The organism is Butyricimonas faecihominis (assembly GCF_033096445.1).
Classification (GTDB): domain Bacteria; phylum Bacteroidota; class Bacteroidia; order Bacteroidales; family Marinifilaceae; genus Butyricimonas; species Butyricimonas faecihominis.
The window spans coordinates 2439536-2461371 of sequence record NZ_AP028155.1 but is presented as its reverse complement, the minus strand read 5'-3'; the positions used below and the strand labels follow the sequence as shown (position 1 = coordinate 2461371).

At 40.8% G+C, this 21836-nt stretch carries 14 protein-coding genes and 1 pseudogene; 14 read left to right on the top strand and 1 reads right to left on the bottom strand.

Features of this window, described 5'->3' with window-relative positions; genetic code table 11:
* Window positions 1-55 precede the first annotated feature (55 nt).
* The 13 genes from R8806_RS10240 (at window position 56) to R8806_RS10180 (ending at window position 20272) form a co-directional block, all read left to right on the top strand.
* On the top strand, window positions 56-3604 hold the full coding sequence (locus tag R8806_RS10240) for a SusC/RagA family TonB-linked outer membrane protein (protein ID WP_229782904.1): 3549 nt from the start codon (window positions 56-58) through the stop codon (window positions 3602-3604).
* 2 nt (window positions 3605-3606) lie between these two features.
* Window positions 3607-5172, top strand: a complete 1566-nt coding sequence (locus tag R8806_RS10235; protein ID WP_229782905.1) for a RagB/SusD family nutrient uptake outer membrane protein — start codon at window positions 3607-3609, stop codon at window positions 5170-5172.
* A gap of 31 nt (window positions 5173-5203) precedes the next feature.
* On the top strand, window positions 5204-5848 hold the full coding sequence (locus R8806_RS10230) for a fasciclin domain-containing protein (protein ID WP_151411506.1): 645 nt from the start codon (window positions 5204-5206) through the stop codon (window positions 5846-5848).
* Window positions 5849-5859: 11 nt separating this feature from the next.
* Window positions 5860-6402 carry a hypothetical protein gene (locus R8806_RS10225; RefSeq protein WP_124315764.1) on the top strand — a complete coding sequence of 181 codons (543 nt, stop codon included), beginning with the start codon at window positions 5860-5862 and terminating at the stop codon, window positions 6400-6402.
* Between the two features lie 120 nt (window positions 6403-6522).
* Window positions 6523-7110 (top strand): RNA polymerase sigma-70 factor, encoded by a 588-nt coding sequence (locus R8806_RS10220; protein ID WP_124315763.1) that lies wholly within the window; start codon window positions 6523-6525, stop codon window positions 7108-7110.
* Window positions 7111-7242: 132 nt separating this feature from the next.
* Window positions 7243-8370, top strand: a complete 1128-nt coding sequence (locus R8806_RS10215) for a FecR family protein (RefSeq protein ID WP_124315762.1) — start codon at window positions 7243-7245, stop codon at window positions 8368-8370.
* Window positions 8371-8528: 158 nt separating this feature from the next.
* Complete coding sequence (locus R8806_RS10210; RefSeq protein ID WP_164719545.1) at window positions 8529-11864, top strand: SusC/RagA family TonB-linked outer membrane protein; 3336 nt, start codon at window positions 8529-8531, stop codon at window positions 11862-11864.
* Window positions 11865-11880: 16 nt separating this feature from the next.
* Window positions 11881-13362 carry a RagB/SusD family nutrient uptake outer membrane protein gene (locus R8806_RS10205; protein WP_164719544.1) on the top strand — a complete coding sequence of 494 codons (1482 nt, stop codon included), beginning with the start codon at window positions 11881-11883 and terminating at the stop codon, window positions 13360-13362.
* Window positions 13359-14114 (top strand): DUF4843 domain-containing protein, encoded by a 756-nt coding sequence (locus R8806_RS10200; protein WP_124315759.1) that lies wholly within the window; start codon window positions 13359-13361, stop codon window positions 14112-14114. The genes R8806_RS10205 and R8806_RS10200 overlap by 4 nt, the downstream gene beginning before the upstream one ends.
* A 20-nt stretch (window positions 14115-14134) precedes the next feature.
* Entirely contained in the window at window positions 14135-15694 is a 1560-nt protein-coding gene (locus tag R8806_RS10195; RefSeq protein ID WP_164719543.1) for a PKD-like family lipoprotein, read from the top strand.
* 66 nt (window positions 15695-15760) lie between these two features.
* On the top strand, window positions 15761-17200 hold the full coding sequence (locus tag R8806_RS10190) for a TlpA family protein disulfide reductase (protein WP_124315757.1): 1440 nt from the start codon (window positions 15761-15763) through the stop codon (window positions 17198-17200).
* 27 nt (window positions 17201-17227) lie between these two features.
* Window positions 17228-18433, top strand: coding sequence for a TlpA disulfide reductase family protein (locus tag R8806_RS10185; RefSeq protein WP_124315756.1), 1206 nt, complete (start codon window positions 17228-17230; stop codon window positions 18431-18433).
* A 9-nt stretch (window positions 18434-18442) separates the two neighbouring features.
* Window positions 18443-20272 carry a protein-disulfide reductase DsbD domain-containing protein gene (locus R8806_RS10180; RefSeq protein WP_124315755.1) on the top strand — a complete coding sequence of 610 codons (1830 nt, stop codon included), beginning with the start codon at window positions 18443-18445 and terminating at the stop codon, window positions 20270-20272.
* Window positions 20273-20348: 76 nt separating this feature from the next.
* On the opposite strand, the pseudogene R8806_RS10175 reads toward R8806_RS10180, so the two are convergent.
* A pseudogene (locus tag R8806_RS10175) lies at window positions 20349-21162 on the bottom strand (PD-(D/E)XK nuclease domain-containing protein); the annotation flags it as partial.
* A 110-nt stretch (window positions 21163-21272) separates the two neighbouring features.
* Between R8806_RS10175 and R8806_RS10170 the strand changes: the two are divergent.
* Window positions 21273-21785, top strand: a complete 513-nt coding sequence (locus tag R8806_RS10170) for a DUF4494 domain-containing protein (protein ID WP_124315754.1) — start codon at window positions 21273-21275, stop codon at window positions 21783-21785.
* Window positions 21786-21836 lie beyond the last annotated feature (51 nt).

Sequence of the window (21836 nt, the reverse complement as noted above, 5' to 3'; positions counted from 1 at the left end):
TTGAAAACATCTGTTGACAGCAGATGTAATGTTAAATAAAATCATAAACAAAGTTATGAAAAAAAAGATCGGATGTGAACATTTTCCGGAAGGAAAATGGCGAAAAATTTTATTGATTATGAAGTTGAAGCTTTTTATTTTGTTATGTTGCATTCACACGTTAAGTGCCACGACTTATTCTCAGGATCAGAAGCTGGATGTGAAGTTCGAGAATGAATTGATCGTGTCGGTGCTTGATTACTTGAAAATGCAAACAGGGTATCAATTCTTTTTCCAAAAGGGAATCGTATCTGAGACGGAGAAAATTACGGTGGTCTTAAAGAATGCCACCTTGAATGAAGTGTTGGATAAGGTACTGAAGGATCATGGGTACTCTTACGAGGTGCTAGATGGCGTGATTGTCGTGCGACGAATGGAAGAACAAAAACAGGAGAAAAAAACGCTTGTCGGTATTGTTACAGACCAGAAAAAAGTACCGATGCCGGGAGTTACCGTGAAAATTTTTGGTACAAACATTGGAACGGCGACGAATGCTAAAGGGCAATTTTCTTTAACTTTACCCATGGCGCAAGGAGCATTGGAGTTTTCTTTTGTCGGGTATAAATCTCAGAAAGTAAATTTTACCGGAAGAACGAAAGATACGCTTCGTATCGTGATGGTGGAAGATATTCAGGCATTGGATGAGGCAGTTGTGGTGGCTTACGGAACGACGAATAAAAGAGAAATGACCGGGGCCGTGTCAGTTGTCAAGGCCGAAGAGTTACAAGGAATACCGGCTTCGGATATAGCCTCTCTTTTACAAGGACGGGTTGCCGGTTTGGATATTACGAATATGTCCGGGGCACCGGGAGGTGGTGGAACAGCTATCACGATTCGGGGATACAATTCTTTGGATGTGGAGCAAGGACGGCGGTTTTCTAATCCTTTGTGGGTGGTTGATGGGGTTCCGTTAAATTCTTTTGCTTCTCCGATTACCGGTACTAATTTACTGGCAGACATTAATCCGGATATGATTGAATCGGTTCAGATATTGAAGGATGCTTCTTCGGCTTCTATCTATGGTTCTCGTGCTGCCAACGGGGTGATTATCGTGACAACTAAAAAAGGAAAGAAGAATCAAAAAGCAACCTTTTCGATCAACGCATCTCAATCTTGGGGTATCGTTGCTGAATTTCCCACGATGGTTATTGGAAAAGGGGAACGTGATCTGCGTTTTAAAACGCTTGAAGGAACGCAATTAGCTTATTTAGATAAGACGACCAAGCGATATAAATATCCCTTGTCCAATGAGGAAGTTTTTTGGAATGATCAACATGCATCTTATGATTATTTCTTTTCTGCCCAGCCGGGCAATCCCGTAACATTGATTTATCAAGATAGTCTGAATGCTTTTTATAATAATGCAACGAATTTTTTCCCGGCTTATTTCCGAACAGGGAAAGTGACAAATGCTAATATTCAAACTTATGGTGGAGGGGAAAGGATGACTTACGGGATTGGTTTGGGGTATTATAATGAAAAAGGGGTATTTGTCGGAACCGGATATAATCGTATGGATTTGAATTCTTCTTTGAATGTAATGCCGGTCAATCGGGTAAACGTGGATTTACGTTTTAATGCAACATTGACGAATCGGGACCGCGGGGAAAAGGTGGAGGGTTTTGGTACGGCCCCAATGGTCGAAGGAGTACCGGGTGATCCTTTCTGGCAGAGTACGTTATTGCCGGGTAAAGGAACTGAGGCTTGGGAGGCTACGATTGATAAATTGAAAGGAACAAAAGAAAAGAACCGTTCTGTTCGTTTACGAACTAATTTTAAAATAGGGTACGAGATTATTGAAGGATTAAGTGTTTCAACTTCCTTGGCAACAGATTATTCTATCCATCGTAGAAATTATTTTCAACCTTCTTACTTGAGTGGTAAAGGGTATTCGATGAGCTTGGGTGAAACGGGGATAAACCTGATGGTGTTGAACGAAAATTTGTTATCCTATCGAAAAACGATAGGCGAAGATCATACTTTTGATTTTCTCGCTGGATTCTCTTATCAATATGATCAGATGGAATATAACGGGGGAACGGCTGAGAATTCTCCAAGTGATAAGATTTATTATGCACCGAGTGGATTGCCGGATTTGGGACAGGAAGTAAATGAATGGTCGGGAGAAACGGTCCCGGTGGCTTTTCAGCATTACCAGTCAAATATGGAGGAACAGAAACTATACTCCTATTTTGGACGTTTGGAATATAATTATCGCTTGAAATACTTGTTGTCTCTGAGTTTCCGTCGAGATGGGAGTTCCGTGTTCGGGCGGAATAATAAATGGGGAACTTTTCCCTCTGTGGCTGCCGGATGGAGCTTTTCAGAGGAGCCTTTCATTAAAGATAATTTGGGTTGGCTTTCGTTCGGGAAGTTGCGGGCTAGTTGGGGACGTTCCGGTAAAATGTTCGAATACCCTTATTTGGCTTACGGTTTGGTGGGTCCCGGAGAGTTTTCACATCAAGGGAATCCGACTTTGGAACCAGTGTATAATGGAGGACTTTATAATGAAGATCTTTCTTGGGAAGAAACCGATCAGTATGATTTCGGTTTAGATGTTGATCTCTTTGAGTACCGATTAGGTATTGTTCTTGATTATTATTATCGATATACGGATAAGTTGTTGTATCAGGTCGGACTTCCCGGGGATTATAATGGTTTTATGTCCCAATGGGCGAATGCGGCCGCTTTGTCGAATGAAGGACTTGAATTGTTGATTAAATATGAAATATTCCGTCGTTCTGATTTGTATTGGAAAATTTCTGTAAATGGAGCTAGAAATTGGAACAGGATTGAAAAATCATATAATGGCAAAGATTTGGGATTTGGAATTACAGGTAAGCCATTGAATCGAATCTCAGGATATAAAACGAATGGGTACGTGCAAAAACAGGAGGATCTTCCTCTATATTTCACGGCACAAGGTGAAAGTTGTTATCCATATTCTTTAATGGGAGGTTCCTATTCTTCTTTTTATCGTCCGGGAGATTATTATTACGTGGATGTGGATGGTGATGGTGTGATTTTTAATGATGGTGTATTTTTAGGAAGTGCTTTGCCTATTATAAGTGGGGGAATTGTAAATGAATTCCGGTGGAAAAACTTTGATTTGAATTTTTCCATGCATTATTCCATCGGGCGGCACATGGTGAATCAGTTACCTTCCATATCTTTGGCATTCTCAACTGATCCGTCCCAGAAATATTACAAGCATCCCGTATTCGTGGATATAAATAAAACGACTTTCTGGCAGCAAGAAGGGGATGATTCGGATTATGCCCAATTACGTCTTGGGAGTGAGGGGTATGTCTTAGACAGACAAGTAGAAAAGGTGAATTATTTGAAATTGAAAACATTGACTGTTGGTTATAATCTGCCCAAATCGTTGATCTCTAAATGGGGAATGGAGCAATTACGGGTATTTGTGAGTGGAGAAAATCTTTTGACTTTTTCCAATTATTCAGGGATGGATCCTGAAGTTGTGAGTATTGTAAACGGGGTAGATGACGGAATGAGTTATCCATTAGCCCGGAAGTTTACTTTAGGTCTAACTGTAAAATTCTAGTTATGTGTAAAATACAATATTTTGTAATAATGCTTTTCGGTTTATGTTTATTGTGTGGATGTGAGGATGCGTTGACCGTGAAGCCAGAAAATTCACTCACCTATGAAAACGGTTTGAGTACTCCGAAAGATTTCGAATCCTTTATCAATGGGGTGGATAAAGCTCTAAAAGTGTTGACTTACACGAATGAACCGAATCTTCAAATAAAGAAAGGTGTGTATGTCGATGACTATTACGATGATTCTGAAATGGAATGGTCCCAGACATTAAGTTTTCCTTCTTCTGAACTTTCATATTGGAATACCCGGAGTTGGCAGATATATTATCAACCGATAGCTAATGCAAATGTCGTGCTCGCTTATGCGGACGTGGCAGATTTATCTTCAGAGGAGCGTAATTTGTACAAAGGACAGGCTTGGTTTTATAAGGCTTTATTATATTTGGAAATTATCCGTCAATGGGGAGATTGTATGTTGATTCGAGATCAGGTCGAGCTATTGCCGACGGCGAAGACGAATTGGGATGAGGTGGCTGATTACGCGATTGATCTAGCAACGAAAGCTGCTGAGGTATTACCCGAGTTTGATAAAATCAGAATGGCAAACGGGAATGTGGCAACGTATAAATCCACCCCTTGCAAAGGAAGTGCAAATGCTTTATTGGCACATCTCTGCGCTTGGAAAGCGGGAGGGAAATATTTTGCTCACGATGATGCTTATGATGAAATGGAGTTATGGAAAAAGGCTGAAGAGGCGTGTACACGGGTTATTACTTCCGGCCAGTATGGTTTGGCGGCAAATCCGGAAGAAGTATGCGCAAGCGTGTTGTTAGGGGATAGTCGGGAGAGTATTTATGAAACGATTACACGTAATTTTTGGAACGAGGAGAGACTTCCTATGGGGCCTAAACATATTGTAGAGGACTATGCAGGATGGCCAATAATTCCGACAATACAGCCTTCGTCTGTTGCGTATAATGTTTGTCGTATAAAGGCCTCTTCCATGAAGGAGATGTATCTTCAAAATGATTTACGTCGGGAAGCTTATTTTTATAAATTGGATTCCATGAGCCATGATACGTTATTACCTGTGACCGGAGGGTATGCTTATTTGTACAAGTTTCGCAAATTTTACACGGAAAGGACGGACGACGGGTATATCATGGTACGCGGTTTGGATCAGAATAAAATCTGGTGGCGTTTGGCGGATATTTATTTGTTGCGTGCGGAATGTCGAGCCCGTTTAGGAGGTAATTACATGGAGGGGGCGATTGATGATTTGAATAAAATTCGAGAGCGTGCCAATGCTAAACTCTACGATGCCTCGGAGTATGGGGGAGATTTGAGATACGCAATTTTTAAGGAACGGGAAAAAGAGCTGTTGTTGGAGGGACAACGCTATTATGATATTATTCGGAATGATTATGTCCGAATGGAATTGAAAGGGAATTACCAAACGGTAACCAATCAGGATTTGAAAGATGGAGCTTTGTTTTTGATGATTGGTGACGGGGCTTTCAGCCAGAATCCCTTGCTGCGACAAAATACGTATTGGCATCGACGTTTGTAAATTAATTTGTTGAATCATGAAAAATAAGTTTATGAAAAAGATATGGCTATTATGGGGAATTATTGCTCTTGTTTGGGCTTGTGACACGGAACAAAAGGTGATTGATACGGGTGTTTCTAATCCTTATTTTGACGGGACAATTATGGATTATTTACGTTCGAATGATAAAAACTGGGATCTGACGGTGGAGATGATTGAGCATGCCGATTTGACGGATTTATTCGAGGGACAGGTGGATACTTGTCCGGAAATTACGTTCTGGGCTCCGCCTGCCTATTCTATTTTGCGGTTTATGCTGGAGTCGCAGAAAGCTGCGGTTCCCGGTGAGATTTATACGAAAATTTCGGATATGCCTAAAGAATTGTGCAGGACGTTCCTGTTGAAACATGTGGTGAGCAAGAAATATTTGAAGTCGGATATTGCTTACATTAATAAAGATTATTTTATCAACGAAGAGAAACAAGATGGGGGAACGGATATGACTTGTATCGGAGGCAACAAGATTCGAGCTTATTTACGAGGGTCTTCATGGGCCGGAGTTGCAGAGGCTGGGGCCGTGACACTTAATCTTTATTCTATGGAGCACGGGGAAATCCCTGTGGCTTCACCGGATATACAGCCCAAAAATGGTGTTGTACATGCATTAAATTACAGTTATAATTTTGGAAAAATATAAAAATTTAGAAGATGAGAACGCTAATAATACTTTTTATGCTGACTATCCCATTCTCGATGGTTAATATAGGATGTCAGGATATTGAAATCGGATATTTGATTACGGAGTATGCCGGGTATAGTTTAGATTCATTAGTAATAAATTATGAACTGGATGCAACACCCCCAGAAGAGGTATCGAATCCTGAATATCAAATGTATTTGGATATGGGATTTAGCCCGGAAGAAATTGCGATGTTTTTTCAAATTTACCCGACAATGTTAGTTGGGGGTGGAGAAGATTGGCTGCGGGTGACTTATGGTATGCCTTGGACAAGTACCCCAATTGAAGGAATAGAGGGAAGTAACCCGATCTGGTGTCAGGTGAAATCAATTACTTCGGAGGGCGGGGATGCTGATAAATTAGCCGCTTGTATTTCTGTCCGGGGGAATGGTGTCCTTTCTGTTCCGGTGGAGAATGATGTTCCTCGGGGAAGGTATAGTATTTCTTTAAACTTTTGGAATGAGGGCAGGTCAAAAGATGTGAATAACTGTTTTACGATTATCGTGAGATAATAACGATACGTGAATTGTATGATCGGGTGGGAGCGAATGGCTCTGCCCGATCATTTTTCGTGATATTATTTTTTCCATCTGATCGTTCGAGAATCCGGATTTTTGTGTAAGTTTGTCTCCATGAGTGGTGAGAATTGTATCATGGAAGAAGTTTTCTCTAAAATAAAGAATGGAGACCAAGGGGCATTTGAACAAGTGTTTCGGATGTTCTATATGCCATTGTGCGATTATGCAGTCATGATTCTTGGTGATCAGGCGGAGGCAGAGGACGTCGTGCAGGATCTTTTCACGTATCTCTGGAAAAGTCGGCAGGAGATTCGGGTGCAGGAGTCCGTGAAATCTTATCTTTTTACTTCGGTACGTTTCCGGGCTTTAAATGTATTGAAACATAAAATGATAGAGCGAAAACATGGAGCGTCATTGATGGCGTTTATTGAAGATCTACAAAATTCTGATTACTCGGAAGAGGAGATGCAACGTGTGGAGCAAATAAAAGAGATTCTGCAAACTTTACCTGCGCAATGCCGGACGGTGTTCACGATGAGTTGTTTAGACGGGAAAAAATACAAGGAGATTGCGGATGAATTGGGGATATCGGTGAATACCGTGAAGTCTCACGTGATGAAAGCGTATCGGAATATTCGAGCTAGGGTAGGTGGAGAACACACTTCCGTATTGCTTTTTATTGCTTTACAAGGCCAAAGATAGATGACATGAATTGAATATATAGGTCTTGATAATCAGATCGTTTTTAAATGTGTGATATTTTTCTTGAAAAAAGTTCATTTTTAACTCACCTTCTTTTGAAGGATGATTGTCGTATAGGAAAATAGATACGAAATGAACGATTTTCTGGAAAATAATTGGGAGCGCTTGACTTCTTTGTGGCGAAGGCCGGAGGAAGGAGAGCTATCTCAGGAGGAAAAAAAGATATTGCAACAACAATTCGAAATCCGGCAGGCCATGCACGGCTTGGACCCCCATCGTTATGACGTGGATAACGCGTGGCGGAAAATACAACCGAAAAGGGGTAGAAAATGGATGTTGTCGGTTTGTAAATATGTGGCCATGGTTGTATTGGGTGTTTCTTTGGTTTATGTCGTTACTCGTCCGGAGCCGGAAGAAAAAATTGTACGTGCTGAAGTGATAAAACCCGGTAGGTTACAGGCAGAATTGCGTTTGGGAACGGGAGTACGGTTAGCATTAAACGAGCATCAAGGAGTTTATTCCTCGGGAAATGCGGGAGTGGAGATCGTGAATGACACAGTGACGGGGAAAGTTTCCTATCATGTAAATAAGACAGGAATGGAAGATTCTTTGGTTTTTAATACCTTGATTGTTCCGAAAGGTGGGGAGTATTCTTTAGAATTACCAGATGGAACGGTGGTTTGGGTTAATTCTGAATCTTCTTTACGTTTTCCGGAGAAATTTACTTCCAATCGACGAGAGGTATTTTTGGAAGGAGAGGCTTATTTCGAGGTGAAAAAAGATGCGAACAGACCTTTCTATGTACACACGGAGGTGGGAAAAGTTCGGGTATTAGGGACAGCTTTCAACGTGTGTGCGTATTCGAATGATCGTTTTTGGCAGACTACTTTGGTTGAAGGTTCCGTGATGATTAATCAAGAGGAAAAAGAAGTTTTACTGAAACCGAACGAGCAATACCAGATTGATGTAAGAACCGGAAAAGCTGGACTGAGAGAAGTTTTGCCGGAATTGTACACGTCTTGGCGAGATGGGAAATTCTATTTTAAAGCATACACGTTTGAAGAATTGGTCGAGAAATTAGAGCGGTGGTATGATTTTAAAATGTTTTACATGAACGAGGAGATTAAAACTCGACGTTTTTCGGGAGTGGTTAACAAGTACCAACCTTTAGAAGAAATGTTTAAATTTCTTCAGATGACTTCAGATGTACAATTTAACGTGAAAGGAAATGTGGTAACGGCAAGTTTGAAAAATAGATAAACATATACGAGATCAAAAGAACGAGAGATTGCGGCTCCCGTTCTTATCTTAACCCGTATGGATTAATAAATATTTAATGTAACTACAAATTTATGGAAAAAAATGAGGATGTAGGTTTATTTTACTGGAAAAGTAGAATAAAAAAAATGTTATTGCTTATGAAGCTGATTTGTTTTTGGATTCTAGTCGGGTTGATGCAAGTGCATGCAACCGCTTATGGTCAGGCCGAGAGTGTGGCTTTCGAGAAGAAGAGTCTGACGATTGATCAAGTGTTTAGTACGATAACCACGCAGTTGAAATACGACATTTTCTACAGCGATGATGAGATTGACGTGGCTAAGGTGGTTCGGCTCCCAAATTTAACAGTGAATGTGGAAGACGTTTTGCGTTTGGTTCTTGGAGAACATTTTACCTATCAATTTGTCGGTAAGACTATCGTGATAGCCCCAAAAACTGAAATCCCGCAGAATCAAAAGGGACTTCAACTTAGAGGTTTTGTATCAGACACGAAAAAACAACCTATGCCGGGCGTGACGGTTAAGTTAGTTGGAACTTCTATCGGGACTGCAACTAACATGGACGGATGGTTTCAATTGCCGGATATTCCTGCGAATGCGGGAACTTTAGAGTTTTCTTTTGTTGGTTATAAATCGCAAAAAGTAAATTTTACAGCCAACACGAGAGATACTTTACGGATTGTGATGGAAGAAGATGTTACAGAAGTTGATGAGGTCGTGGTTACCGGTATGTTTACGCGCAAAGCGAATAGTTTTACCGGTGCAGCCCAATCGTTTTCTCGGGAGGAAATTCGTCGGGTAGGAAATACGAATGTATTGCAGAGTATCAAGAATCTTGATCCCTCCTTTCGTATCGCAGAAAGTCTTGCGAACGGTTCGAATCCGAATCAGCAATACGAGATCACGATGCGTGGGCAGTCCGGTTTCCCAGATTTGAAAGGAGAATATTCATCGAATCCTAATAATCCGTTATTTATTGTTGACGGTTTTGAGCAATCGCTAACTTATGTGATGGATATGGATATGAATCGTGTGGCTAGCGTGACACTTTTGAAAGATGCTGCGGCCAAGGCCATATACGGATCGAAAGCTGCCAATGGGGTGGTAGTTATTGAAACGTTACAGCCGGAAAAGGGAAAATTGAGAGTGAGTTACACGGGCACAATGAACGTTCAACTTCCAGATTTGACCAGTTATGATCTTTGTAATGCAGCAGAAAAGTTGGAAGTAGAATTCAATGCAGGGAAATATACCTATTTCAGGGATAACGGTTCGTCTATATGGGGAAATCCGGTTGAACAATATTCATGGGATCAGGTCTATAACGGACTGATGAAAGAGGTAATTGCCGGGGTTAATACCGATTGGAAGTCGATACCGTTACGAAATGGTATCGGGCAGAAACATGCTATCTACCTTGAAGGAGGGGATGATTTTTTCCGGTATGGTCTGGATGTTTCATATAATAATGTGGTTGGTGTGATGAAAGGTTCTAATCGGAACACGTTTTCTGGAGGTGTGACACTTTCATACCGGTATAATAATATCATGCTAAAGAATAGTTTTTCAGTAACCTATAATAAGGGAGAGAATTCTCCGTATGGTTCATTTAGTGAATATACCTCGATGAATCCTTATTATCGTTGTTGGGATGATGATGGTAACGTTATAAAAATACTTGGAGAACGTCTTGGTACATATCAAAATACGAATGTTTATAATCCTGTATGGAACGCCACGATCAACACGAAGGATTTTTCCGAATACACGCAGTTTGTAAATAATTTCTACGTGGAATGGACGCCTGCACGAGGATTTAAATTTACCGGACGGGTGAGTTTGAACAAGAGCGATACGGGTAGTGAAATATTTCATCCTGCATCACACACGGATTTTATCGGTTGGGAAGAGGATGAAGAAAAGATTTATCGACGCGGTAGCTATATCTATGGTGACGGAAAATCTTTTGCGGTGTCAGCAGACGTGCTGGCAAACTATTCCGTGCAGCTAGGTGAAAGACACATGATTTTTGCTAACGTGGGATGGAGTTTGAATAATTCTACATCGGAGTCGGTGACCTTTAAAGCAGAAGGATTTTCTAATGATAAACTTGATAATTTAGCTTTTGCACGACAGTATTATAAAGATGGACGTCCCTCAGCCTCCGAATCTACTACTCGTGATATTGGTTTTGTCGGTGCTGCGAACTACTCTTACGATAATCGATATCTTTTTGATGCGTCGTTTCGTTTGTCCGGTTCATCTCAATTCGGTAGTGATAATCGTTGGGGTACATTCTGGTCGTTAGGTTTAGGATGGAATCTGCATCAAGAAAAATTCTTTCATTCATTGACGGATTCAGGTATCCTTTCACAGTTGAAACTTCGTGGTTCTTTGGGATACACGGGTTCACAAAATTTCAATTCGTACCAGTCGATTGCAACTTATTCCTACTACACGTCCAGTGCTTACAACGGTAATATCGGAGCTGTCTTGGCTGGGATGCCTAATTCTCGTTTGAAGTGGCAAAGAAAATATGATCGGAATCTCGGGGTTGATTTTGGTGTGTTTAACGGGAGGTTACAGGGGCGTTTTGATTACTATTCGACAGTTACAGACGATTTATTAACCGATGTAACGATTCCTTCTTCTACTGGATTTACTTCATATAAAGAGAATTTGGGAAAAGTGGAGAATATTGGTTATGAAATCAGTCTTAAATACCGGGTTTGGCAGGAGCAGTCGAAGGATGCTTTCCTGAATATATTTGTGGCCGCATCACATAATAAAAATACGATCAAACAGATTTCTAACTTTTTGCAGACGTATAACGATACCCAAACGTCCTCTGTTTCCAATAAACCGATTACTCGTTATGAGGAAGGGCAGTCTATGTCAGCGATTTGGGCGGTGAAATCGATGGGAATCGATCCCGCGTGTGGAGATGAACTTTTTATAACATCGGAGGGAACACGCACGTATGAATGGGATTCCGATAATCTTCAGATTTGTGGGGATACAGAACCGACACTTCAAGGGAATCTTGGATTTAATTTTGATTACAAGGGAATTAGTTTGAATGTGACTGCCCGTTATCAGTTCGGAGGACAAGTGTATAACCAGACATTGGTTGATAAGGTAGAAAATGCGAACTTGGAAAACAATGTTGATCGTCGAATCTTTTCTGATCGTTGGGTAAAGAAGGGAGACGTGAGTTTGTATAAAAATATAAAGAATGAAGAGACGACTCAAGCAACTTCCCGCTTTGTCGAGGATGATGATCAGTTTGTGATTTCATCTCTTAATCTTTCTTACGAGTTGACGAGAATTGAAGCGATTAAACGTATCGGGATGGAACGTCTTCGACTTTCGTTTGATATGGCTGATTTCGGACGAATGCAGTCCGTGAAAATAGAACGAGGAACTTCCTATCCGTTTGCACGTACGTTCTCGTTTTCGCTTCAGGTAATGTTTTAATTAAAACCGCATGACAATGAAAACAATAAAAATTATTCTTTCTTTTATCATCATCTCGCTTTTCTCTATTTCATGCGATGATTGGCTTGATGTGAAACCTAAAACTCAGGTTGAGTCATCGGAGTTACTGAAAGATGAAGCCGGTTATAAAGATGCTCTTTGGGGTGTTTACACGTTGATGGTACAGAAATCAATGTACGGGTTAAACATGACGGTGTCATTGGATGCCATGGCAAAAATTTATTCCCGTGTCGGGACGTCGGCTACTCAATATCCTCTCAGTACGTATAGTTATACGAGTACGAAGGCTAAATCATTGATTAACGATGTTTGGCAAAAGACTTACACGACAATAGCTAACGTGAATAATATCATTGGTAATATTCAAGAGGCAGATCCGGCAATGTTTTCAAAAGACAATTATAATGTTATTTATGGAGAGGCTTTGGGTTTGAGGGCATTTCTTCATTTTGATTTGCTGAGGCTTTTTGCTCCTGCGTATGCAGATGATCCTGAAGCCCAAGGGATTCCTTACGTGGATCATTTTGATTACAATATCACGGAGGTACAGACTGTCAGCAAGACGATAGATCTTATATTGAAAGATTTGGAAGATGCTGCAACTCTTTTGAAAGTGGCGGATCCGCTTTGTACCGGACGAACGATCACGACTTCCGATGATAATGGTTATTTGCTTGATCGTACGTTTAGATTTAATTATTATGCCGTGGTGGCGACGATGGCAAGGGTGTATATGTGGAAGGGGGATAAGGTTAATGCGGCATTAAAAGCAAAAGAGGTTATTTCGGATAGTGGTTGTAAGTGGACTTCGATTGATGACATTGCAATAGCCGAGGAAAAGCGGGATCATACATTTACTCCGGAGCATATTTTCAGATTAAGGGTTGAGGAGATGGAAAAGAATATTGAATATACGTTCTCAACAATAATGGCATGGGCTACCGGGTATTCATTTTCAGTGATGGATCGGGATGCGGCAATAATTTATCCGCATACGACAGACTGGCGCGGTTGGAATACTCGTTACGGATGGAGTGAGAATTTGGGACTTAATTCTTCCTCTATTTATCGTTTGCCGAATAAGTTTTGGCAATATGAGGATATGCCTGCCGAGTTCAAAAATTTGATGCCGATCATCCGGTTCCCAGAAATGAAACTGATTGTGGCTGAATGTAATCCTACCACTGAAGGTGCTGAGATTATTAATGAAATACGTTCTCACCGGGGAATTACGGAAGAATTTTTAGCAACCTCAACTGAAACACAGGTGTTGGATGAGATTTTAAACGAGTATCGTCGGGAGTTTTATGGCGAAGGACTCATGTGGTATTATTATAAAAGGCTGAATAAGAAAAGTATTCCTTATTTAAGTTATGGATATTCATATTCGATGGCTATGGATCAGACCAAATATGTATGGCCAATGCCGGAAGAAGAGATCGAATTTGGAAACAGAAATAAAGAAAATGAGTTATGAAAATATTTAAATATGTAATTCTTGGTGCGATATTGATGACCCTGTTCGCCTGCGAGAATGAGAAAAATACTTTCAGCGATAATCCGTCAATTTACATTGGAGGTGATAAAGAACAGAATGCAACGGCAGACTCCGTTATCTTCTCGTTCAAAAAATATGATGATGCGGTACAATCTTATGATTTGAATCTGATGGTTTATGTAACCGGGGTGGTTTCTGATAGAGCGCGTACTTTTGTTTTAGAAGTGTTGGAGGACGGAACGAATGTTTCTTCCAACGATTACACGTTGGGAGATATGGAGATCCCTGCTGGAGCTTATTATGCGACGTTGCCTGTCACGGTAAAACGTAAGGTGGAGGGTATGGACCTTTCTGAACAAGTAGCTTCGTTGACTGTTCGGGTAAAGGCAAATGAGAATTTTGAGGAAGGACCGGAAGAAAATGCTGTTTATAAATTTGTTTGGTGTGATTATTTGATTCAACCGGCTTGGTGGCAGTCTGGTTTTACGAACGTTGCAGGTCCTTTCACTCAAGCACGTTATAAATTTATCTTGGATTATTACGGTGATGTGGATTTGTTCGAGTTGGGCATGATTGATCCGAATTCCGGTCGTTCGGATGATGATAATAAGTTATATGCTTTTATTGCAGAATTGATCGATTTATTGAACGAGTACAATGCTACTCACGATGAACCTTATATGAATGATAACGGGGATCCGCTAGAAATCGGAACGGGTTTAACGAATTAATCATGATAGGAGGAGTTATTATGAAAAAATATACATCGATAAAAGTTATTATTCTGTTGTTTGTCTTCGGACTAACGGCATGTTTGGATGACGAGGGAAATTATAATTATGCCGACCTCGGAAATTTTTACGTGGATACGGTGGGGATACAACATACGTATACGATCAAGCAATTTAGTTCTTTCGCGTTGACACCCAAGTTTATTTATGATGGGGATAAAAGTGTACTCAAGTATAAATGGGAACTCTACAAATCGGATGAGCCATATATAGGGCCTTCGTCATACGGAACCGGTTATTCACATGATTATACACGTGATGACTATCCGGATTACACGATTTCGACCGAGAGAGAATTGGACGTGAAGATCGAGGCAATACCGGGTGCGTATTATTTGGTATTTACAGCTACTGATACGACGAGTGGATTGAAAACCACAATGGATTGGCGATTGACGGTAGAGGGTGTGATTGGTTCCGGGTTAGCTGTATTATATAAAAATGCAGGGAGAAGTGATATTGATATTGTGTACTCTCCGCTATTTAATGGTTCGTTAACAGAGACCTCTTATAATCGTAATACTTATTCTACGGTAAATCCCACCCGCCCGCTTACCGGAGAACCAAAAGAATTGGTGAGTGCAATATATGCTTCTTATGATCTTTATTATTTATATATGACATCCGGGGAGGACGTGGTTCGTCTTTCGTCAATAGATATGAGTATTGCAGATGAGTTTGATGGACTTTTTGCCGGGAAGATTCCTGCTGTTAAAGATCTGAACGGAATTTTTGTTCGTAACTATAATACTTTCTTTATCAATAACGGTGTGGCTTATAAAGCGAATTCGGGAGGTTTACAGTTAACGCCGATGGCCATGAAAAATGATGATTATTATGCAGTGGCCGGAAATACAACTTGGCAAGTGAATTCGTTGTTTTACGATGGTCTGCATCGTCGGTTTATTTTCTCCAAAATGTGGAGTGCTGAAATTGACCCGGTTATTAATTCGGCTGCACATTTTGATTTTGGTAACGTGGGAAAGGATTTGATTCATTGGTCAAACGGTTATTGGCAAAGTGACAATCAGATAAATTATTGTTTCTTCAAAAATCCCGTTGACGACGGCAAACGTTATATGTATGTATTTGTTGCGGATAAATCGACAGCCAGTGCCTATACTTCTAAGTGTGCGATGGATATAAGTGCTTGTCCGGACATCGCTTTGGCCAATAGTTTTGCGACGGGGGAACGTGGTCCGGTTGTTTTTTATGCTACTGACGCTAACGTATATCGAATGAATTACAATGTGGATGACGCAACTTCAAGTGCAACTGCAGTTTGGACTCCTGCTGCCGGGGAAGTGATTACACGCATCGAATTTTTCAAGAATGCAGGTTTGAATCTGGAAAATAGTACAAAGGATAAGTATTTGCTTGTGGCAACTTACAACTCGTCGGGTAAAGGTAAAATTTATGTGATCGAGTCGGATATTTCCAGTGGGGTACTCGGTGCGGAGCCGGTTGCCGTGTATGAATTTGACGGTCGTATTGCCGATTTTGATTTTATAGCTCAATAATCAGCTATTGAAGGTTGCCTAAGAATTTCTTAGGCGCCTTCATTCATAAATTTAATTCGTATTGTTATGAAAAGTATTGTATTGACGATATTATATATCGTTTTGGCTTTGTGTGCTATGGCTCAGCGGCCGATGAATGAAAATCAGAAAAAAGCGTTAGAGGCTCAAAAAGCCGGAGGCGAGACGTTGGCTCGTTTTAAATCGGAACTTCTTTATAAGCTTAAAGGAAAAGAGGAAAGTGTCTATTCGGACGTGGCACAGTGTTTCTATTATTTGGGAATGGAGGCTACATTTGATTCAATACAAAATGTGATTGTAAAAAAATTCCCTCATGGGGTTTTAGCCAGAAATCGCTATTTAAACACCTATATCTACTCGGAAATGAATCCGGAGAAACAAGAGGTATTATTCAAAAAATGGATGAAACGTTTTCCTCCGGAAAAATTGGGAGAAAGTATCGTGTATGATTATGCCCGGAGTAGCGTGGCGGGAACATACGCGAGAAATGGTAATTGGCAAAAGGCAAAGGAGTATATTGATAGGATCGTTACGAAGGGATGGTTGGGAGAACCGTGTTCTGTGGTTGCGGGTGCTTTAAGTAAATGCGGGGATATGGAACATGCTCTTATGTTTTACAAGCTTGCCGTGGATAACTGCGAACAATTGCAAAAAGAGGGTGATAAGGCAAGTTTTGCCATCGCGATGAGAGGTTATCCCTCGTATTTGTCTAATTATGCAACAGCTTGTTACGAGGCGGGTTTGCATTCAGAGGCGTTAGCGACTATGGAAAAAATGCCTCCCCATAGACGTGATAAATCTTACGCTTTGTTAATGGCAGAAGCCGGACGACCGTTGGAATCATTTTTGTGTTTAGCGGATATGATCAAAGCGGGACAGGCAGACGAAGAAGTGAACCATAAAATAGAGGAACTTTATATACAACTAAACGGTAGTGAGAAAGGGTGTGATACTTATATCGGAAGATTGCGGAAAGCTCGTGCTGATCAACGAAACGAGGAAATCATTAAGAGTATGATTTCCCGGTCTGCCCCGGATTTCACATTGCCTGATGCGGAGGGAAAGGTTGTAAAACTTGCAGACTTGCGTGGAAAAGTTGTCGTGTTGGATTTTTGGGCTACTTGGTGCGGCCCGTGTAAGCGTTCGTTCCCAGCGATGCAAAAGACCGTAGAGAAATATCGAGATGATCCGAATGTGGTATTTTTGTTCATCCACACGTGGGAAAAAGAGAACAATGCGACTGAAGAGGCCGTGAAATATTTGAAAGATAACGATTATTCGTTTCGTTTGTTGATGGATTTAAAAGACCCGAAAACGAAAGCGAATGAAGTCGTGAAGAGTTATGGCGTAACCGGGATTCCTTCAAAATTTGTGATCGATCCACAAGGACAAATCCGGTTTCACGTGACTGGGGCTGCAGGGAGTGATGATGAGATCGTGGCCGAATTATCTCAAATGATAGAGATGGCACGTGAAAAAAAGAATTAAAAGAAATAGTGTTTTAAAATATTAGTTATGAGATATTTGTGTTTTAAGTATGTTAATATATCTGTTGTTCTTATCCTGTTATTTATTGGAGGAGGATGTGAGAAATCTGACAACTATAAAATCACCGGAATGCTCTATGGTTTTGCCGACAATACGAAAGTTAGCCTGACATTGGCAGCCACGCATCAAGATGAGAAAAAGGAGATGGAAACAACTGTACAGGATGGGAAATTCACATTTGTAGGAAAATTGGTGGAACCTCGTTATTATATGTTGACAATCGAAGAACCGACAGGAGTACGGGGTACTTACGGGTTTATGCTGGAAAATAGTGATATTACTTTTTCTGCGGTGAGAGGGGAACAACAAGAAGGAAGGCCATACGTGGAACTGAAAGATGTTCAATTGAAAGGCTCTGTGACGGATCAAATCTTCAGAGAGAAGATGGCTTTTCGTGAAAAGTTAGATCAAATGTTTGTCGATTATCGGGAGGCACATGCAGGGACGATAAAGAAAATATCGGAATTAAGGAAAAATGGAGATCGAAAAGTGATAACTGATTTTATGCAGACAGATGATTATAAGAATCTGGTGAAAGCTGAAAGAGAGGCTTTCCAAACGATTGAAAAAGTCATTCATGATAGCGTGGCGGCAAACGGAGATTCATTTTGGGGACCTCTTTTGTTGCTGAATAACAGGGCTTATTTCTCGTCAAATGATACAGAAGCTAAGGAACTATTCAATGGTTTTTCGGAAGAGGCGAAGAATAGTTTTTACGGTCAGGCTTTGAAGAAACAAATATTTCCCAAGACTTTGAAAGGAAAGTCAGTTCCGGAATTTTCTTTACCTGATCGGAATGAAAAGGTATATTCAATGAAAGAATTGAGTAAGGGAAAGAAATGCGTATTGATTGATTTTTGGGCTTCGTGGTGTGGACCTTGTCGCAAGTCGATTCCATTCTTGAAGAAAATGTATCAGGACCTTGTTGATCAAGGATTGGAGATAATCAGTATTTCAATCGATAAGAGTAATGCTGATTGGTTGAAAGCTCTTGACGAAGAACAATTACCTTGGCCTTGTTTAATTGATACGGAAAATGTTTTTGCAGAAAAGTTTGACGGTAGGGCGATCCCGATGTTTATTTTGGTGGATGAAAATGGTATTGTCGTTGAAGATAATCTTCGTGATCAGGCTTTAAAAAATAAAATTGAAGAGTTGATTCGGAATAAATAAAATTCGGATATGAAAATAATTCTATTAGGCTTGTTATTTCTGTTATGTTTTGATTTGCAGGCAGGGATAAGGAAAAGTAAACTGAAAGTGCTTTATGTTGGAGGATCTTCGGACGTGTACGCTAATATAAACAGAGGCAAGGTGGATTCTGTATTATTGTTGGAAGGGGCTAAAAAACGGACTGTGGCCTTCGAAAAACTGCTGAAACAATATTTTAAATATGTAACGGCTATTGATGCGAAAGACTACCAGCCAGTGTTGTCTGAGGATTACGATGTTACCGTGATGGACGGATTGCCTCAACCGATAGTTCCTCCGACTATGCAAGAAGATCCCTTTGGACGGTTTTACGGGGAGAAAAGAGAAGGATATTTACCACAGGATTTTGATCGACCCATGTTGTTGATTGCAGAATTGAGTAGTTTAATTGGTGCTCGTCTTGGGTTGAAAACGGACTGGTGCTGTCTGTGCTTGGATGCTGATGCTCATCACATACGTACAGAACATCCTATGTTTAAAGGACCATTCCCCGTTAAAATGAGTATGGTAATGAAACCTACACCGGAAAGTGCTAAATCTATTGCGAAATCCGAAGGAGAGGTCGTGCCTGATTCCATTTTGATGTGGCGAGTGCAAAAAGAAGGATATACAACGAAAGCCATACGCCCGGGGATGATCTCCAAGTCTGCCGGTTTTCTGGATTCTCCTGATGTAGAATTTATTTCAGGTGGCGTGTCTGCAAAAGGCTTGGAGGAAGTGGCCATCGGACGACATGGGAATTTCTTGCATTGGGGATTTTCAGCCTCACCGGAAGAGATGACGGAGGAGGCAAAATCAGTATTTGCCAACGCGATTGTCTATATTTCCCAATTTGCAGGACAGGCCCCGATAGCTAGGAAGTTCAATCCGTTTATCGTGACCGAGAAACACTTAAAATCAACGATTTTACGGGCAACTCGTGCTGCGTACGAAGAGCGGGTTTCTACATTAAAAAGGATCGGGAAAGAAGAATCGACTTATGGAGAGTATTTAAAAAGTATGTTCCCGGAATTGTATTTTTCATTTGGTACGGATGAAAAAGCGTACAAGGATTATTATATGAATAATGCTGGTTATTTTATGCCTCGACCGGGCCGGGTCTCTTTTCTTTTGGATGAGGATGCAAGAAGTCTGGGAATCTCTAATCATGACATTCGTCTTTTAGATGAGGCGATCCGTTTGTTGGAAGAGGGAACAGACGTGGCGAAAGGACACCGTTTGTTAAAAAGATACACGCTTTGTCGTTTCGAGACTCCGGCAGAATGGCGTACTTGGTTTGAAACAAATAAATCTCGCTTATTTTTTACGGAATCCGGAGGATGGTTCTTTTTAGTAAACACTCGGGATAAAAATGTGCCGGGAAACGATTATCGTGTTTTGTGTACGGAATCAATTAAAGAACCCATCGAGGAAAAAACGTTGAAAGAAGAGGATACGGATGAAAAGGAACCTGTAAAAGTACAGGCTTTCACAAAGAAAATGTCGAATGGGAATCGGTTGATTACAATTCGGATGAAAATCCATCCGGGATATCGAATTTATACCCAAGTGGATAAAAGTGATCCTTATCTTCCCACGACAATAACTTTTGTTTTACCGAAAGGAGTTGAAAAGGTGGGAGAGTTAAAGCGACCTTTAGGACGGGCGTATAATGGTACCAGAACTGTTGTCGTGGAAGAAGAGGCGATATTTACTCAAGAAGTTCTAGGAACGGGGAACGTGACTTGTGTCATTGAATACCAAAGTTGTAATGATCAAATGTGTATGCCGCCTGCAGAGCTAAGTTTAATTGTACAATAAATAAATCTATTTGTTCAACACATCCCATTCGAGATTGATCGAATGGGATGTAATTCTTTTAGCCAATATAGATAAGTTATTCCACAATCCACCTCTCGATATTCCGAGTATTATTATCAAAGTTAATCCCGATTTTGAACAACTGTCGGGAATCCGCTTCAAATGGTCGGGCGTAATGTTTCGCTTCGATTTGTTGTAAGGCTTCTTCGGCAGAACCTTCCAGTTTGAATTCCATCACGTAGATGTAACGGTCGGTTTGCAGTACGAGATCCACCCGGCCCTCGGATGTGTGATATTCCGCTTTCACATAGAAACCTACAAGACGAAAAACAATAAAAAGTACGTTTTGATAGTGTACTTCCAAATCCCGGATCAACTCGTAAGGTGTATCGGCAAAGAAGCTTTGCAGGCGACGCAGGAAGGCATCCGGTTGGCCGGATTCAATCTCTCGTGTGAATTGTTGTATCTCGAACGGGGATTCCACTTTGTTCACGTTCGTGTAGAAGGGCATTAGGAATTTGATAAATCACTCCTCTACTTCTCGGTTCGGAAATCCTAAAATATAATTCTCGAATCGGGGATCGTAATCCTTAATCGTGAGATACCCGCTTTGATAAATCACGGGGATAGGGCTTTCGTCGGCATAAATACTGTTGAGTACCTCGGAATTTGTCTCTTCATGAGACATCTGTTCGAGGTTATAATGATTTTGTTTCAATAATTCGACTAAGTAGGAGAAAGTGCCTGTTTCGAACTAGTAGCTACCGAATTCCTAAGGCAAATTTTATGTCCCCGTCCATGGTTTTCAAAGCCCCGTAAAATGGTTTCAGCCGTTGCAACTCGTCATTATTGATCGCTTGCAACATGGGTTTATCGTATTCGTCAACAAGGTAATGATTCGTACGTGTTGTATGCGGAATATTTTTGTAACTCGTGGAATAATTTTGGGGAGATTATTTTACTTTTGCTGTAGAATTAAACACATAAAAATAGAGAAGAAATGACAGCAAATTGGTTTGAAGCGAAGGTAAAATACGTGAAAATGGGCGAGGATGGAAAAGAGAAAAAGATGTCTGAGTTGTATTTGTTAGATGCAATGTCCTACACGGAGGCGGAGAGCCGGATCACGGAAAATCTGCGGGAGATGATCCAAGGGGATTTTTATATCGTGGGGTTGAAGAAATCGAACATCACGGAGTTGGTGGAGTCGAATGACGGGAATGACGATAAATGGTTCAAGGCAAAAGTGGCGATTATTGATGCGGACCAGATCAGTGGTAAGGAGAAAAAATCTCACCAGTATTATTTGGTGGCGGCAGCGGATATTGAGAAGGCGTTGGCTAATTTGCAGAAGAGTTTGTCAACCTACGTGGTGCCTTTCGAGATCAGTTCTCTGACCGATACGAATATCATGGATGTGTTCCCTTATTTCTCGGATGACGCAGAGCAAGAAATCCCGTCCAATTTAAAGCCGCTGGGCGATTTTGAACAAGAGGCAGAGATAGACGCTTAGTGTAAAATATATTGAAATAATGGGGCTGTACAAAAAAGTCTTATCCAGTAT